Source organism: Paraprevotella clara YIT 11840, assembly GCF_000233955.1.
In the GTDB taxonomy this organism is placed as follows: domain Bacteria; phylum Bacteroidota; class Bacteroidia; order Bacteroidales; family Bacteroidaceae; genus Paraprevotella; species Paraprevotella clara.
Window position 1 is genome coordinate 66,417 of record NZ_JH376597.1, and the last position, 16,195, is coordinate 82,611.

10 protein-coding genes are annotated in these 16,195 nt (G+C 50.3%); 3 read left to right on the forward strand and 7 right to left on the reverse strand.

All coding sequences use genetic code 11. From position 1 onward, the window contains the following. Window positions 1-7: 7 nt before the first annotated feature. The 4 genes from HMPREF9441_RS06560 to HMPREF9441_RS06575 form a co-directional block, all read right to left on the reverse strand. Window positions 8-1,864 carry a beta-L-arabinofuranosidase domain-containing protein gene (locus HMPREF9441_RS06560; protein ID WP_008619422.1) on the reverse strand — a complete coding sequence of 619 codons (1,857 nt, stop codon included), beginning with the start codon at window positions 1,862-1,864 and terminating at the stop codon, window positions 8-10. 196 nt (window positions 1,865-2,060) lie between these two features. After that, window positions 2,061-3,077 (reverse strand): acyltransferase family protein, encoded by a 1,017-nt coding sequence (locus tag HMPREF9441_RS06565; protein WP_244949654.1) that lies wholly within the window; start codon window positions 3,075-3,077, stop codon window positions 2,061-2,063. 53 nt (window positions 3,078-3,130) lie between these two features. Beyond that, window positions 3,131-5,677 (reverse strand): glycoside hydrolase family 31 protein, encoded by a 2,547-nt coding sequence (locus HMPREF9441_RS06570; RefSeq protein ID WP_008619426.1) that lies wholly within the window; start codon window positions 5,675-5,677, stop codon window positions 3,131-3,133. A gap of 112 nt (window positions 5,678-5,789) precedes the next feature. After that, a complete protein-coding gene (locus HMPREF9441_RS06575; RefSeq protein WP_008619428.1) occupies window positions 5,790-7,145 on the reverse strand; it encodes an MATE family efflux transporter in 1,356 nt (451 codons plus the stop codon). 809 nt (window positions 7,146-7,954) lie between these two features. Between HMPREF9441_RS06575 and HMPREF9441_RS06585 the strand changes: the two genes are divergently transcribed. Next, on the forward strand, window positions 7,955-10,720 hold the full coding sequence (locus HMPREF9441_RS06585) for a hypothetical protein (RefSeq protein ID WP_008619435.1): 2,766 nt from the start codon (window positions 7,955-7,957) through the stop codon (window positions 10,718-10,720). Window positions 10,721-10,837: 117 nt separating this feature from the next. Further along, window positions 10,838-12,841 carry a hypothetical protein gene (locus HMPREF9441_RS06590; RefSeq protein WP_244949655.1) on the forward strand — a complete coding sequence of 668 codons (2,004 nt, stop codon included), beginning with the start codon at window positions 10,838-10,840 and terminating at the stop codon, window positions 12,839-12,841. 98 nt (window positions 12,842-12,939) lie between these two features. On the opposite strand, the gene HMPREF9441_RS06595 is transcribed toward HMPREF9441_RS06590, so the two are convergent. Both HMPREF9441_RS06595 and HMPREF9441_RS06600 read right to left on the reverse strand, forming a co-directional pair. Next, window positions 12,940-13,323: a VOC family protein gene (locus HMPREF9441_RS06595; RefSeq protein ID WP_008619439.1), complete on the reverse strand. Its 384-nt coding sequence runs from the start codon at window positions 13,321-13,323 to the stop codon at window positions 12,940-12,942. Beyond that, a complete protein-coding gene (locus tag HMPREF9441_RS06600) occupies window positions 13,320-14,414 on the reverse strand; it encodes an HpaII family restriction endonuclease (RefSeq protein WP_008619440.1) in 1,095 nt (364 codons plus the stop codon). Before HMPREF9441_RS06600 ends, HMPREF9441_RS06595 begins: the two co-directional genes overlap by 4 nt. A 77-nt stretch (window positions 14,415-14,491) precedes the next feature. On the opposite strand from HMPREF9441_RS06600, the gene HMPREF9441_RS06605 reads away from it, so the two are divergent. After that, entirely contained in the window at window positions 14,492-15,715 is a 1,224-nt protein-coding gene (locus tag HMPREF9441_RS06605; RefSeq protein WP_039865005.1) for an L-serine ammonia-lyase, read from the forward strand. Here the strand turns inward: HMPREF9441_RS06605 and HMPREF9441_RS06610 are convergent. After that, window positions 15,712-16,182, reverse strand: a complete 471-nt coding sequence (locus HMPREF9441_RS06610) for a low molecular weight protein-tyrosine-phosphatase (protein ID WP_008619442.1) — start codon at window positions 16,180-16,182, stop codon at window positions 15,712-15,714. The two genes, HMPREF9441_RS06605 and HMPREF9441_RS06610, sit on opposite strands and share 4 nt — an antisense overlap. Between the last annotated feature and the right edge of the window lie 13 nt (window positions 16,183-16,195).

A 16,195-nucleotide genomic window follows, 5' to 3' on the forward strand; every position in this document is an offset into this window, starting at 1 on the left:
CAGCCCCTCAATAATTCCGTATCGTAGCATATACCCCATAGGATTCCTTGTCCACATCAAACAAGGGGCGAAGCCGAAACTCGCGTTCTCCGTTCTTCAGGACAAAACGTCCGGACTCACTATCCGCAAACGACAATCCTGCAAGTATCTCATCTTTGTTGCCTTTCAATATCACCTCGTCACGGGTCTCGAAAGCCAACAGCATCGGGCCATAAAACACAGCCAACATATTTTCCTTATCCGGCATGGACTGCAAACGGAATGCGTAACGAAACTCTATCCGTACCCTGTCACCATCTGCCCAACGCCTTGAAAGCTTCAGGAAGGAAGACGGACGTACCGGCATTTCCTGCTTCTCGCCGTTCACATATACCACTGCACCATCCGTCCAGGCGGGTATGAACAAATTCAACACGAAATCCACCGGACGGCGCACCGACACGGTGAAATCCACTATCGGTTCCACCGGAAATCCCCCGGCTTGTTCCAAACCGACCTTTTTATCAGCCCAATGCACTTTGGAAGGCACGTATAAATTCACATACACGGCCGAGTCGTCATGATAATAAATGCCGTTGTTCAATTTGGCAAACGCTTCGGCACAAGACCCGCTGCAACACTTGAAGTCGTTGTCCGCCATGTACGCCTTATGACGAGGTGACCCCAACGGCAAATGGTAAACATAAGCTCCCGTGGAACGGCTCTGCACGGGAAGCACCGCATTATAGAACATGTTCATGTAAACATCCGCATAACATGGATTACCCGTCCACGAAAAAAGACTGGCATTCAACCGCTGCGTGTTATGGGTCACGCAACTCTCCGCAATGCCTTTGGTCAAAGTATTGCACAGATGGCAAGGTTCGCCCCAATGCTCTGCCGTCAACGAAGTCTCGGTCGTGACGTTCGGGCGCGGACCGCTGCTTGTGCCGTTGACATACGCATGGAAATGCATGAGCATATTCCAAAAGTTCGCAACGGACTTCCCGTAACATTCCTCCCCCGTGGACTCATACCGCCGGGCAAAACCGTTCACCAAAGCAATGTGCGTATTGGCATGCAATCCGGAAAGAATGTCCTCGTTCCGCACCAAGGGTTCCAAAAACCATGAGGGGTCAAATAAGGAAGCCAGTTCCAAATACCGGGGTTTTCCGGATACACAGTAAAGTTGGTACAACACTTCGTTCATGCCCCCCATCTCATTCTGGGGATTGGCATCTGCCGTGTACATCATGCGTGCGACAGTCGCCGGATCCAGTTTCGACATGCGCCTGTCCACATAACCGGCCAAGCCCTCCACCATGGCGTATGCCTTTTCATTGCCGGTGCGGAGATACACGTCCAACAGTCCCTGCATGATTTTGTGAAGCGTATAATACGGTGCCCACACACCTGTAAAACGCGTCTCCAACACCTCTATGTCCGTTTCGGGAAAAGCGCTTAAATAACCGTTTCCGTGTGCTTGCTGGCAGGCATACATGCCCTCGACGACCTTCTCCAAGTTCCGTGCCAACCCGGCGTCTTCATATCTCTCCACCAAGGCTGATACAGCCGAAAGATAATGTCCCACGAAATGTCCCCGCAAGCCTACGCCGGGCGACTCCCAGCCTTCCAAGGGCTTTGCCACGGAAGGCAAGCCTGCGTTCACCCTGAAATTATGCAATAACCTGTCCGGTTCCAACGACCTAAGGAAAGCGGTATTCAGGTCTTCCCGCTGCTTAACCCACGAAGAAGCCAATTCCACGTCATGGCTTGGAAACGGCAACAACATCTCCGTCGCAGAAGGGCTGACGGCCATCTTGCCGCCTGCTTCCATCCGAACGGCTACCCAAAGGAAAAGTATAAACCAATAATGTGCCTTCATACACCCGTATCATTTATTCCTACCGCAAAGATACGCCCTTTCCACCCATCATAATAGGACAAAACCACCAAAAAGATAGGATAAAAAACTTTTTTATCACGATTCTCTTTCCATGCCATGCAAAAACAACTTGGCGTGACATTTCCATCCCTCCGTACGCATTGGCTTTCGCAAAGGCGAGAGAGCCCCCGGAAAACTACCTTTCACCCAACACGAACAAACGAATATAGACATTCTTTTTGAACAGCAGCACCAAACGGTAACAAACCACCAGTTCGACCAAGGCCAGACATGGCGGCAGGACAAACGTCCAAATCATGGGTACATAAAATCCCAGACTGTTGAACAGGTATTCCAACAAAAAAGTCTGCAACCAATAAATGCCCAAAGTAGACCGTCCTATGCCATTCAATGCCGTTGCGATTCCTTTACCCTCAATAAGGCGATAAACGTAGGGAGACAACAGGAAAAACGACATGCTACCTGCAATGCCTATCGCCAGACGATAGAGCACCACAGAAAGGTTCTGCACGTCCCACGTGAACGTCCCCCAGTCCAACACTTGAGTGGGAACCATATACACCGTAAGCCTCCCGGACCAAAATGGCAGCATAACACCAAAAGCCACAAGGGAAATCCCTAAAAACCATTTGCGGTGGCGGTCCAAAAGGGATTGGTTCAGCTTACAAGCATATCCCACCCAAAACATGGGAAGCATAAAGTTGAAGTTCGCCACACCGCCATAGGGCAAAATGCCGGACAACACGACAGTCACGAGGGCTGCCAGCCAAACATTCCGGAACAAGCGGATGGACAAGAATCCCACCAAATAACACAAAAACACACATTTCAAGAACCACACCGTGTTCATAAACCCCATCCAATCGGGAGTGAACAGGGCTGGCCACGGGTTATGCCCCATGACGGACACCGCCGTCCACACTATGACAAAAGCCGTCACCGAGGGCAAGAGCAACTGCACGAACTTCTTTTTCAACAGTCCCCCGAAGGTGAGCTTCAGCGAAGAGCCGAAGAAATAACCGCACAGCAACATGAAGAGCGGCATGTGGTAAGTATAAATAAAACTCCAAATAGGGTTGTCCCAATAGTCGTTCCCCGTGAGCTGTTCCACAGAATGCCCCAGCAAGACGCTGCCAATGGCAAAAAACTTCAAGAAATCAAGATAGGGGATACGTGCTTTTGATTTTTCCATCAGAATGATATGATTAATGTGTTGGATAATCGCTTTCCGCCATTCCACCAGCCTCACAAGCGGCATTCCGTGGCTGTTCCGTCGTAACGGACTTCCACGCCCGCCCCTTCACGGAACACCTCGTCCGCGCTGCCGCCCAAGACCACGCGGAACTTTCGGGACTCCTCCATGCCGGGGAACGAGCCTTCGCGCCGGGCGATAGACAGCACGCCCCGGCTATCGTCCCATTCCATCCGGATGGTCGAGAAACGCCCCTGTTCGTAACCGTAATTGTCGCCTTCGTCCTCATACAGGGTGAAAATGGCATCCCGTCCGGGATAGACCACGATGGTAAGTTCTTTTCCCGACAACTCTCCCGTATGCTGCACAACCGGCCCCATCGGAACGATGGAACCCTGGCGCACGAACAAGGGAATCTTGTCGATTGGCGCATCCGCCTTGACATCCCGGCCGCCCCGGTACTTTTTCCCACTCCAGAAATCCACCCAGTCCGTACCTTCCGGCAAATATACGGTCCGTGTCTTTTCCACACCCTGCAAAGCCACGGAACCTTTATCATAGTACATCGGACGGGTCACGGGACACACCAGAAAAGCCGGACCAAACATGAATTCGTCCTTGATGTCGTGCACACGGGCGTCGTCCGCAAAATCGAAAGCCAACAACCGGCTCATGGTATAGCTTTCTTGCGTGACCTTCCCGGCCAAAGAATATATATAAGGTATCAGGCGGTAACGTAAACGAATCATGCGCAGGATACTGTCATAAAAAGGCTCGCCCGGCCGGCCGAACCGCCAAATCTCACGCGGAGTGTCCGTGCCATGGCTGCGGAACAGAGGCAAAAATGCCCCGTATTGCAGCATCCGCACGTAATATTCCCGGTAACCCATATCGTCCACGCCGGCATCGAAATCTCCCGCACGAAACCATTCGCGCCCTTTCCGCGTGAAAAACGAACCGATATCCACCGTCCAATAAGGGCAGCCCGTAGCCATGAAATTCAACCCCTGCGGAATCTGCTGGGCGAACGACTTCCACGAAGCATGCGTATCACCGTTCCACGTGATGGTAGAATAACGCTGTTGTCCCGCATAACTGGAACGCGTCAGGTTCACCACTCGCTTGCGGTCGGTCGTGGCACGCTGGTTCTCATACAGCCCCTTGGAATGATACAACGAGAAAAGGCTGCTCCGCTCAGCCCCCAACACACCGTCCAGCAAAGCCAGATTCCCTTTCCACCGTTCTTCATGGCTGTCCCAACCGTATCCTTCGGGCATCGGTCTCCAATCCGCATCCAACGGTTCCGTGCAGTCGCACCACCAAGCATCGAAACCGTTGCCGAAGAATTCCCCGTCGGCATATTCCCAATAGCGCGCCCGGGCCAGGGGATTGAAAACGTCATACACAGAACGGGGCAACATAAAGCCACGCCTCTCAAAGTCTTTCGTCTGGGGGCAGTTCGTCGGGTTGGGCCAAATGGACACCATCAGCTTGGCATCCCACGCATGTATGGAATCTGCCAACGCACGCGGGTCGGGATAGTTTTCACGGTTCATCTTCATGTACCCCCACTGTCCGCCAGGCCAATAGTTCCAATCCTGCACGATGACATCCAAAGGCACCTGCCGCCGACGGTATTCCTGCACGACGTCCACAAGCTCCTTCGAATGGGTATAGCGTTCCTTAGACTGAATGTAACCGAAAATATACCGGGGCATCATCGGAGATTGTCCCGTCAACTTGCGGTACTGGGCCACGACGCGATCCATCGTAGATCCTTTCATGAAATAATAATCCACCTCCTTGGCGGCTTCCAATTCCATGAAACCGCCTTCCGCCCCGTCTTGGAACTTCATCCCGCAACCCGCATCGAACAACAGGCCGTAACCGGCCGTGGAGTTCAACACCGGTACCATCTCTTTCAGGTTATGCTGGCACAGGTACATCGTCTTGCCCCGCAAGTCGAGGAAATCTTCCATGTGGCATCCCAAACCATAAAGCGCCTCGCCTTCCGACCAGCGGAAATGATTCCTGAACGTCCAAGTCCACCCCACCGTGTCGCGGCGAAGCACGTCCATCACTTCCTTCTCTCCGTCGGCCGTTTTCTCGATTCGCCTGCTATCCGGGTCGTAAACGACGTTTTCCATATACGTCTTCTCCGCCTCGCGCGGCATGTCCTGACGCTCGGAAAGCAAAACCTTTCCCGTGCGGGCATCCTTATAAGTAAGGGCACAAGTGTTCAAATCCACCCGCACTTCCAGGCTGTCCGACTGCAAAGAAAGCCCCCCTGACACCGAAGCTACCTGAAAAGGAACCTTGTTTTCCGTCCGCTCCACGCATACTATAGTACCGTTCCCCAAAAAATCGGCTTCACGCGTATAACGTACCCTCACGATGTCCGGACTCACGAACTCCACACGCATTCGCCCGTCCGCCGTACGGCAATACACTCCGTTCTCCAACATGACATACCCGTCGTCCGCCGCCGCGACCATAGCCACAGAGCCGACAGAAATAAAAAAACACAATGCTGCACTAAACTTGGAAAAGCCCGACTTCCAAAAACTCGGCCTCGGGTTTGCAGATACCTCTATATCCATATATCTTTCGCTTGTTGTCATGCGGCAAAGATACGGTTTTCCATTTTTCCTTTATAGGACAAAACCACACAAAAGATAGGACTATATGTACAAGACTTCCGTCGACAATGATTCACCTTGCCATTTTACGTAGGATTTTCGGGAACTGCCAAACAAAAATCAAGGTGCAACAAACGGCTGCGGCGGCATCGGAAACACCCTCGGCGGCGTACACGCCCATAACCCCCATCCAGCGCGGCAACAGTAGAGCCAACGGCACCAACAATATCACCTTACGCAACAAGGCGATGAAAACGGACACCTTGGCCTGGCCAAGCGCGACAAACATGTTCTGGCAAGCCCGTTGCAGGCCGAAAATCGTCATACCGGCCAGGAACACGGGTAAGGTATACTCCACGGTGGCTATCAGCCGTTCGTCGGACGTAAAAGCCGAAGCGACCAATCCGGGAAACAGAATCATGAAAAGGACAAGCAGCAGGTTGAAAGAAAACATCACCCGGACCACGATTTTAAAGCAGTCCTTCACCCGCTCACGGTTCCCGTGGCCGTAGTTGTAACTCACGATAGGAATAAAACCTTGTGCGAACCCTGTCAACGGTACACTGACGGCCAACATCGCACTTTGCATGATGGCCAATGCGCTGATATAGATGTCGCCATACACTTTCAAGCCGCTGTTCAGCACAAAACCCACCAGACTTTCCGTACTGGCCATGATGAACGGGGACACGCCCAAGGCCAACGTGGCACCAATGATTCTCCTGTCGGGACGCATATACCTCCGCTCGATTCTCAACGTGGCCTTGCGCGAGGTCAGGAAATGCAACACCCACCAGGCACTGCAAGCCTGCGAGAGGATGGTGGCCAAAGCCGCCCCTTTCACCCCCATGCCGAACACAAAAATGAACAGCGGATCGAGACCGATGTTCAGCAGCGCACCGATGACGACCGAGCACATGGCTATGCCCGGCCTTCCCTGCGTATTGATGAAAGTGTTCAGCCCCACCGAGACCTCCACGAACAACGTCCCCAACAAATACACCGACAAATAATCCATCGCATAGCCTATCGTATGTTCCGATGCCCCGATAGCCATCAGCAGGGGACGCATGGACAGGTAAGCCATGGCCGATGTAAGGACGGTGAAAAGCAGGAGCAATACCAGTCCGTTCCCCAATATCTTGCCGGCCCGCTCCCGGTCGCCCTGCCCCAACGCGATGGCAGCCAAAGGTGCACCTCCCGCCCCCACGATAGAGGAGAAAGCGGAAATCAGGATGATGACCGAACTGGTCACTCCGATACCGGCCAACGCGTCGGTACCGATACCGGGAATATGGCCGATGTAAATACGGTCCACGATGTTATAAAGCAAGTTGACGATTTGTGCGGCCACAGCCGGAAGGGCCATCCGGAACACCAACGGCAGCATGCGGTCCGTACCCAACCGCTCTTCGTATAGATTATTCATGTGTCTGCTCTCTCATATAACTTCGTGCAAAGTTACGAATTTTAAATGGAAGACAGGAGCAATGACAAAATGTTCCTTCTGACTTTTTGTATTCCGTAATGCCCCGAGAATCGGATATTCCGTCCCGAATCCGGTCGGGACGGAAAATATCGCAGCCATGCCGGTTCCCGTAAAATCAAAAAGTCGGTCCGGTGCGCTCATTCCCGTCATTTTGCCACCGTCCGCCTCATTTGCTCCGCACGGTTCGCCGTCCGTGTTTCTTAAAAGCCCGTTTCTGCTTGCGCTTTGCACGATTCTTCATGTCATCGGAAAATCTCCAAATAAATCCGCGAACGCCCCTTTCTGCACATTCCACTCCCGTTGAAGGCCGATTTTCCACACGGAAAAAAGGAACCGCCGCCACGACATGCGGACAATATGCCAATGACATGCTCGTATAAAAATCCCGTTCTCATGAGATTGATTTTCTATTCGGCTGTGAACGGTACGCCGATATGCAGCGTTTATGCAAAAAAAACACTTGATATACGTATATTTATGCAAACCATCCTCACAGATTCGGGCTGAAGCTTCAACCCGGATGTCAGCCCGAAAGCTTATCCGGCTACTTTTTAACAGCAAAAGAAGTGATTATCCCTATTTTTGTTACTCACCACATCCTATACATCTATGTAAGAGCGTAAAGGGAAGTAAAGAAGGAAATCAAGCCCCAAAACAAAAGACTGCTTGAAAATGTCCCATGATTTGTTACGAAACGTCCCATACTGTTCTTCAAATCTTTTATTACTTTGCTTAAACATACTAAGAACATGAAAAGAATTACCTTATTTTATGCACTTGTTTGCACCGTATGGAACATCTCAGCGCAAAGCCATAAAGATATTGCATCCGTGGATTCCCTCGCCGCCCGCGTGGAACGTTTCGGCACCGGCCTACCGCAAGAGAAAGTGTACCTCCATATTGATAACACCTGCTACTTCGTGGGCGATACGATATGGTACAAAGCATACGTCACACGGAGTGACAAGGGATGGCTCACCGACCTGAGCAAAATCATGTACGTGGAACTTCTCACGCCGGACGGCTATCTCGTGGAACGGCAGCAACTGAAGATGGAGGACGGAACGGCACACGGGGCGTTCACCCTGACCGACTCGCTCTATGCCGGATACTACGAACTGCGGGCATACACCCGGTGGATGCTCAACTTCGGACGACACGAGCATCCGCATTCAAAATATACGGAGGATATGTTCTACAACAAACAGATGGCCAAAGATTTCTTCCGGGATTATGACAAGTTGTATTCGCGCGTATTCCCCGTATTCGACCATCCCAAGGAAGCCGGGCGTTATGCCAAAGACATGACACTACGCCCCATGCGAAGGTACTACAAGGCGCGGAAAGGGAAGCCCGAAATAGACCTGCGTTTCTATCCCGAGGGAGGGCATCTGATTGAAGGTACAGACGGACATGTGGCATTCGAAATCAACGATGAGGAAGGAAAACATTTAGATGCAGAATTTTCCATCATCGATAGCGATGGAAAGGAAGTAGCCCAGACACGGACATTGAACCGGGGAAGAGGCGTGTTCACCCTAACAGACATGAAACCGGACGATAAATACAAAGCCAGACTGCATTACCAAGACTACGACTATGAAGTGAAGTTACCGGAAGTGGAAAAGGAAGGATATGCCCTGCATGTGGAGAGGAAAGACAGCGTACTGAGGATGATTATACAAGGTACTACCGAAAGCAAGGAGGAATTAGGGATACAGATACAGTGCAATGGCGTAAGCAAGGCCGTCAGAAAACTCTCGACCAACGCCACGGGAAAGGACACCGTAGACATATATTGGGCTTCGCTCCCCACGGGCGTGAACCAAATCACAGTCTTCAATGGCGAAGGACGGATTTATGCCGACCGCCTCTTTTTCGTCAACCACCACGATTATAACCAACCGCTCATCACCGTAGAAGGCATAAAACAGGAATATGCCCCGTTCGAGCCTATCGAACTGCGGATGAAACTGCTTCGGCATCATGATGCGGACGTATCCCTCGCCATACGCGACCATGCCACGGACGAAACGACTTACGACAACGGTACGATGCTCACTGAAATGCTGTTGGCTAGCGAGATTAAAGGTTTCGTGGAAAACCCCGGATGGTATTTCGAGACGGACGACAGCCTGCACAGGAAAGCCCTCGACCTGCTCATGATGGTACAGGGATGGAGAAGGCATGACTGGAAAATGATGGCCGGACAGGAGCACACACAGTTTGAGTTCCTGCCGGAAAAGATTCAGACACTCAGCGGAAGTGTGCACCAGACTTATCCGCTCTTGGAGGAAACAAACTACGGTGAGTCCGTGTACATACCCCTCATAGCTGACACTGCACCTATTTATACCACGGCACCCGACTACCATAAAAAGGGAATAAAACCACCCCTCGCCAAAGTCCTGACCCTGCAAGACCTCTATGGCCCGCTCATTAAAAAGATGAAAAAGGAAGCGAACGTGTCCGCCTCGTTCATACAAGACCGAGACATCGTAGATGTTTCACAAACCACACAAAACGGAAAGTTCTACATGCCTTCGGCTGTCGTCAACGACAACTACGTCTTATTCCTAAGCGCTTCGGACAGTACAAAAAGTGAGAAATATAAAAGAAGAAGAAAAAGGAAAGGATTCATGGACGAACAAGCCTACCCGGAGTTCTACGTCAAACTCGACCCGTTCTTCCCGGTATTTCCCAAACCATACAGTTACTATCAGGATGCTGCTTTCGAGGAAAAATTTGCCTTGCAGGATTCCGCAAGCTGGGAAAGCTTCACCGAACGGAAACTGAATACTGTCACAGTAAGGAGCAAACGGGGAGGATTGAGAAGATTAGACCACAGCAAGCCGGCCTTGGTCGTGGATGCTTACGAAGCCTTCAACCTTGCCGCCGACTATGGGTTGAACTGCGGCATGCACGACTGGAGGGCATTCTCGAGGCAAGTGGCCACGGCGTTTTTCGGAGACATGGGTATGGACAGGCATTTCTATCTGCAAGAACAATACGATGGAAAGATATTAGATTTTATGCCTGAGCAAAAGAGGGAGTCCGAAGCGGGCATGTCCATGTCCAACGCACAAATGGAAAAGTACCGTCGCCTCCGCCATCTGGACAAACTATACATCTATACCGATTACGTCCCACGGGAACAAGGAAGTTGGAAATACAGCCAGACCAACCAACCGGAGGTGGTCATAGACTACCGGCTTCTGCCCAACGACGGAGTACGACCCACCTACCGGGACAGACGGTATGCTGCAACAGGATACTCCGTTTGTACGGAATTCTACTGTCCCGATTACAGCAAGAAGCCGATGCCCGATGTCAAAGACTACCGACGCACGCTTTACTGGACACCCAAAGTGAAATTCAACGACAAGGGAGAAGCCGTCATCCAACTATATAATAATAGTAAAAAGACGGTGATAACCGTGGAGGCCGAAGGCATTACAACCGACGGGAAACCCGTTGTGTGGAAATCGGAAACAGATAAAACATACTCACGTTGATTTGTCCCATCATTTGGAAAAAAATGTCCTATACACTTCCAAAATAAGTCCATACCTTTGCAGCGGAAACATGAAAGAGTCAGTGAATAACAGATATTTAAAAATATGAAGAAAGTCATGATTAGAAAGAAAACGGTAAACATCATGTGGATGATATTTCTGCTTATACTCACAGGTCAAACCATCAGTGCAAAACCCAAAAGTATAAAGGTTCATCCATACGTACCCTTTACCATCCCTGAAACAGGACCTGGAGGAGAAGCATATCCTTCGCATGTAAGAAACGATGTAGCCTCTGCACGCTTTAATGTAAAAGTGGCAGATATCAGAGTTGCTGCAATCCGCTATGACAATACAGGTTTTGGCAACCAAGGGCACAACATGGATGTCGCTCGCTTCGCCTCAAACAGCCGGTCCCCCGAAATTGAAATCAATGTGACGGGAGATGACGAAATCAACAGTGTAACCATTCATCCTGTACGTTTCTATCCACAAGAAAAACTGAAAATCAGTCCCGACAAAAAGACTGTCATATTCGAAATGGCCGAAGAACTACCCTACGCCATTGTCATCATCAACGGAGACGACCCACAGGATGCCTCTACCTCCAACCCACAGCTTACACTGATAAACGATCCCTTGGAAGACTTGGCGGAACGTCCTTCATTGGAAAGTCCTAATGTTCTTAATTTTAAAGCATTTGCAGAAAATTACTTAAAGAACAATCCAATCACAGACATTGCCGGACAAGCATGCCGTCCTGCGGGAAGTATCGCAGATGCCAGCCTGAACGACGAGAAAACGTTCACGTGGAATTACGAAAAGGGAGTATTCGTCCCCTACACCAACCGAATTGTAGCATTCCCGGACATGAGGGCAAGAAACCGAAATGACGTCTCTGATGCCCTGCAAGCCGCATTGGAGGCAATCAGGAACACACCGGAACTCAATACACTCTACATACCGGCCGGAACTTATATATGGTCGGGACTTCGTATCGTCAACTGGAACGGAGACCATAAAAAGGGAGGAAAGCCCCTTTTCGTTTACACTGATGAAAATGCGCTCATGATTAACCGTTTGAAAGAATGCCGGGAAGCCAACGAACCTGCCATATACATTGCGAACTCTTGTTTTGTGACCATTTCCGGACGCGGCATGCATGACGGACAAGGTTGCTTTACTTTCGCAATGGACAGGAAGGACGCACGAAACACTCCACACCAGGGAGGAGCCGTAATAAAGAAATCAAGCCATATCACATTCAACGACACATATATACGTGACAGCCAGCAATGGAATTGGGAAACACATGATGCCACCGACATAAAACTAAACAACATTAAGGGGTTGTCGCCCTATAACCATGGATGGATAGACGGCCTCAACCTATCAAGCGGAAAAGACATCACTGTTAATGGTGCCATTACGTTGGGCAATGATGATACTTTCGCAACCGGCCACTATAACCCTTCGAACGAATTCCCAATACGTACTTATAGGGAGAATCCATCCATCAACCTCACAAACACAGACGACAATCCGGCAGAAATACGTAATACGTTTGCAGCAGCAGGTGTTTACAACAAAGACCGGATGGAATGGAGCCGCGACGGAGCTTCGGAGAATATCCGCGTCAACAATGCCATCGGATGGACACGTACGGCACATTGCATACGCATCGGAGGAAACGTCTTGGTCGGCAAACCTCAGGGCGGTTCCAACAGCAGGACTATAAAAGGGTATTACTTTGATAATTTTCATTCCATAACAGGAAGAAAAGCGGGCGGAGACATCAGGGTCCAATTCTATGAGAACTCCGATTTGCCGGCAAACGGGGAGCTTGTCGTCAAGAACAGTTCCTTTTGGACTCCTGCAAAGAAATGGGCACTTATCCCTGCCACAAAAGACAATCGGCACACGATACGAAAAGTAATGTTACAGAATCTTTATTTCGTAAAACCCACAACAAAGCCTTCAGCCGTCTTCTCCGACATCGAAGAATTGACCATAAAGCAACTGCATATCGGAGGACGAACGATTGAAAAATACAGCTCTTCGGGTATTCCGGAGAAATTGGAAAATGTCACTCACTTCAAAAGCGATTTCAAAGATAAATAATAGAAGAAACCATGTCTGAAAAAGAACCGATAAGGCTTCGAAAAAATGAAAGATGATTTAAAAGACTATCAGAGAAGGTTGGTAAACCTCCTCTGATTTCACACGGTAATCTCTATTTGATTGTGTTCGGAATCCAGAACACAACTTTCATAGAACCCATCGCCGGTAAGACGTGGTCCACTGATAACCTCGTACCCGGCTGATTGTAATTTAGCAGTCAGACTATTCACCTGTTCCTCACTCCCCACGCTGAACGACAAATGAATATATCCCGTACAATAAATATCTTTTCCTAGGTCCGACAAATCCGGACGTGTCATGATTTCCAACTTGGCTCCATTGCCGAAACTTAAAAAATAGGACTTCAAGCCTGTCCGGGGATTATGATACATTTCATTAGAAACGGCATCGAAAAAACGCACAAAGAAATCCTTTACCGCCTCCAAATCCCTCACATACATAGCCACATGATCGATCTTCATCTTTTCACAAAACCTATCTTTAAGTTCAACTTCAAATAGTAAGCACGGTTTTCACGCTCCAGATAACCATACTTGTCTTTTTCCGGATGTCCTTTCTCCAAACGGGTATGCTTGAACAGAAAATCGGCAAAGACCTGACGCTCCGTCTTACGATAGGCCACCATACGTCCCTCCGTATCCACCATTACGAAACCAGCCACGGCCGAATCAGTCCCGTCGTACTGCTTGGCCGGACGCATGCCTAAGGCCAAAGCCAACAGGAACTCTTTCATCTTGTAACGGTAATACCCGTGTTTGCGAATCAGTTCTTCCTTTATTTTCAACGGGTTCCGCTCTTCTATGAGCGCCGTCAGTTCGTCCACCCGGCTCACGTTGTCCAAATGCATCAAACGCACCATCTCGGCCAACACGCGGGGGAAGTTGAGGTCTATCATGCAAAGGTTACTGCGGAACACTTTGTCGGCCACGTCATTGTATTTCAACACGCCGCCCATGCTCTCGATGTAAAGCATGCGGCGCGCCACCTCGTTCGGATTGTCCGGGTCGTCCGTATAATTGATTTTGTTGACCGCCGGTTGGGAGAAACGGATACCTCCCTGCTCGAATTTCAGATTGGCCGTCCGTCCGCCATCCAACAAGGGCATCATGGCGCAAAGACGGGAATAGATGCGGAATCCCACGGGTGGGAAACTGCTGTCATGAAAAGTAATGTAGAAATCGGTACGGTCATCCGTCCGGGCTTCCATGTCATAAATCTTCAGTGCATCGAGAAAGCCCTCCACCCCTTCGGGTGCCTCCACCTCTTCGTTCCGTTCCCGTTTCAGCGTATCAAGAATCATAGCCGCCACTGTGCCGAAGTCTTCACGCGGAAAACGTTCGTCCATCTGTTCCCCTTCGACATGGATGTCGGCCTCTTCTACCGTGTAACGACGCTCTCCGTCATGCTCCTGCCGCGTCACCTGAAAAATAGGCAACACACGACCGGAAGGTAGCCCCTCTTCGTTGCCCAAGACTATCCTTCCTTGAGCCAAGAGGTTGAAAAACACATATAATTCGTTCCATTCCCTACGTGTAGCTGTCAACATATCCATTCCATTTTAAAATACAGGCAAAAGTAATAAATAATATGGGATTTTCCCTACCTTTGCAGACAAAAACAACGCTTACAATGATAACTCTGAAAGAACTATACCGTATCGGCTACGGCCCGTCGAGCAGTCATACCATGGCTCCGCGCAAAGCTGCCACCCTCTTTTTGGAACGCAATCCGAAGGCCGTACGTTTTGAAGTAACCCTTTACGGCAGTCTGGCCGCTACAGGAAAAGGACACATGACAGACAAAGCGATTCTCGACGTATTGGACGAACCACGTACCACAATCATTTGGAAACCTAAGACTTTCCTTCCCTACCATCCGAACGGCATGAAGTTTCAAGGATTCGACGCAGAAAGACACATCACAGAGAATTGGACTGTGTTCAGTATCGGCGGAGGAGCACTGGGTGAAGAGGGAAAACAGAACCTGACGTTTGAAGAAATATACCCTATGAACTCTGCCACAGAAATCCTGGCTTGGTGCATGCATACCGGAAAGAGTTATTGGGAATACGTAGAAGAATGCGAAGGAAAAGACACCTGGGACTATCTGGAAGAAGTGTGGAACACCATGCAACAGGCCGTACGGAACGGACTGGAACATGAAGGCGTGTTACCCGGCCCATTGGGATTGAGAAGGAAGGCCACGTCTTATTACGTCCGTGCCGACGGCTACCAACATTCCATGCGTACGCGCGGATTGCTTTTCGCATACGCCCTTGCCGTCAGCGAAGAGAATGCCGGAGGCGGAAAAATCGTCACGGCCCCCACTTGCGGCTCCTGCGGCGTACTGCCGTCTGTGTTATACCATCTCTCCGTATCGCGGCATATCAGCGACCAACGTATCCTCAGAGCTTTGGCCACAGCCGGCCTTTTCGGAAACATCGTGAAGAAAAACGCATCCATATCCGGTGCTGAAGTAGGATGCCAAGGAGAAGTGGGTGTAGCTTGTGCCATGGCGGCCGCTGCCGCAGCCCAGTTGTTCGGAGGCACACCGGCACAAATCGAATATGCAGCCGAAATGGGATTGGAACACCATTTGGGACTGACTTGCGACCCTGTTTGCGGTTTGGTGCAAATCCCCTGCATCGAGCGCAATGCCTATGCTGCCGCCCGTGCCATGGATGCCAATTCGTATGCCATGCTGACTGACGGAGCACACCAAGTATCGTTCGACAAAGTGGTGGAGGTAATGAAAAAGACTGGCCACGACCTACCGTCCCTATATAAAGAAACGGGAGAAGGAGGACTGGCCGAAGATTACAAACGGATGTGGGACACGTTGCATACCCGTTAACGGACACCACGCAACGTATCCAACAAACCGGCACAAGCATCTTCCAGTATGTCGAGAACATTCTCGAATCCGCTGTCGCCTCCATAGTAAGGGTCGGGCACATGGTCTACTACCTTCAGCCGACAATAGTCCGTCATGCGTACGACTTTCTGTTCTTCCTCCAATCCGGGCGCCAAAGACTTCAACTTACTGATGTTACGGTCGTCCATTCCTACAATCCAATCGAAATCAAAGAAATCATCATACCGCACCGGACGTGAAATGTGAGTAATGTGGTACCCTCGGCGTGCCGCATGTGCCCGCATACGGGCATCGGCGGGTTCTCCTTCATGATAGTCTATCAAACCGGCGGAATCCAAGAAGAACTCATGCTCCAAACCGGCATCATTCACCAACCTCCGCATGACTTCTTCGGCAGCCGGAGACCGGCAAATATTTCCGAGGCAAACAAATAAAATCCTTTCCATCGCTATCTAAAAT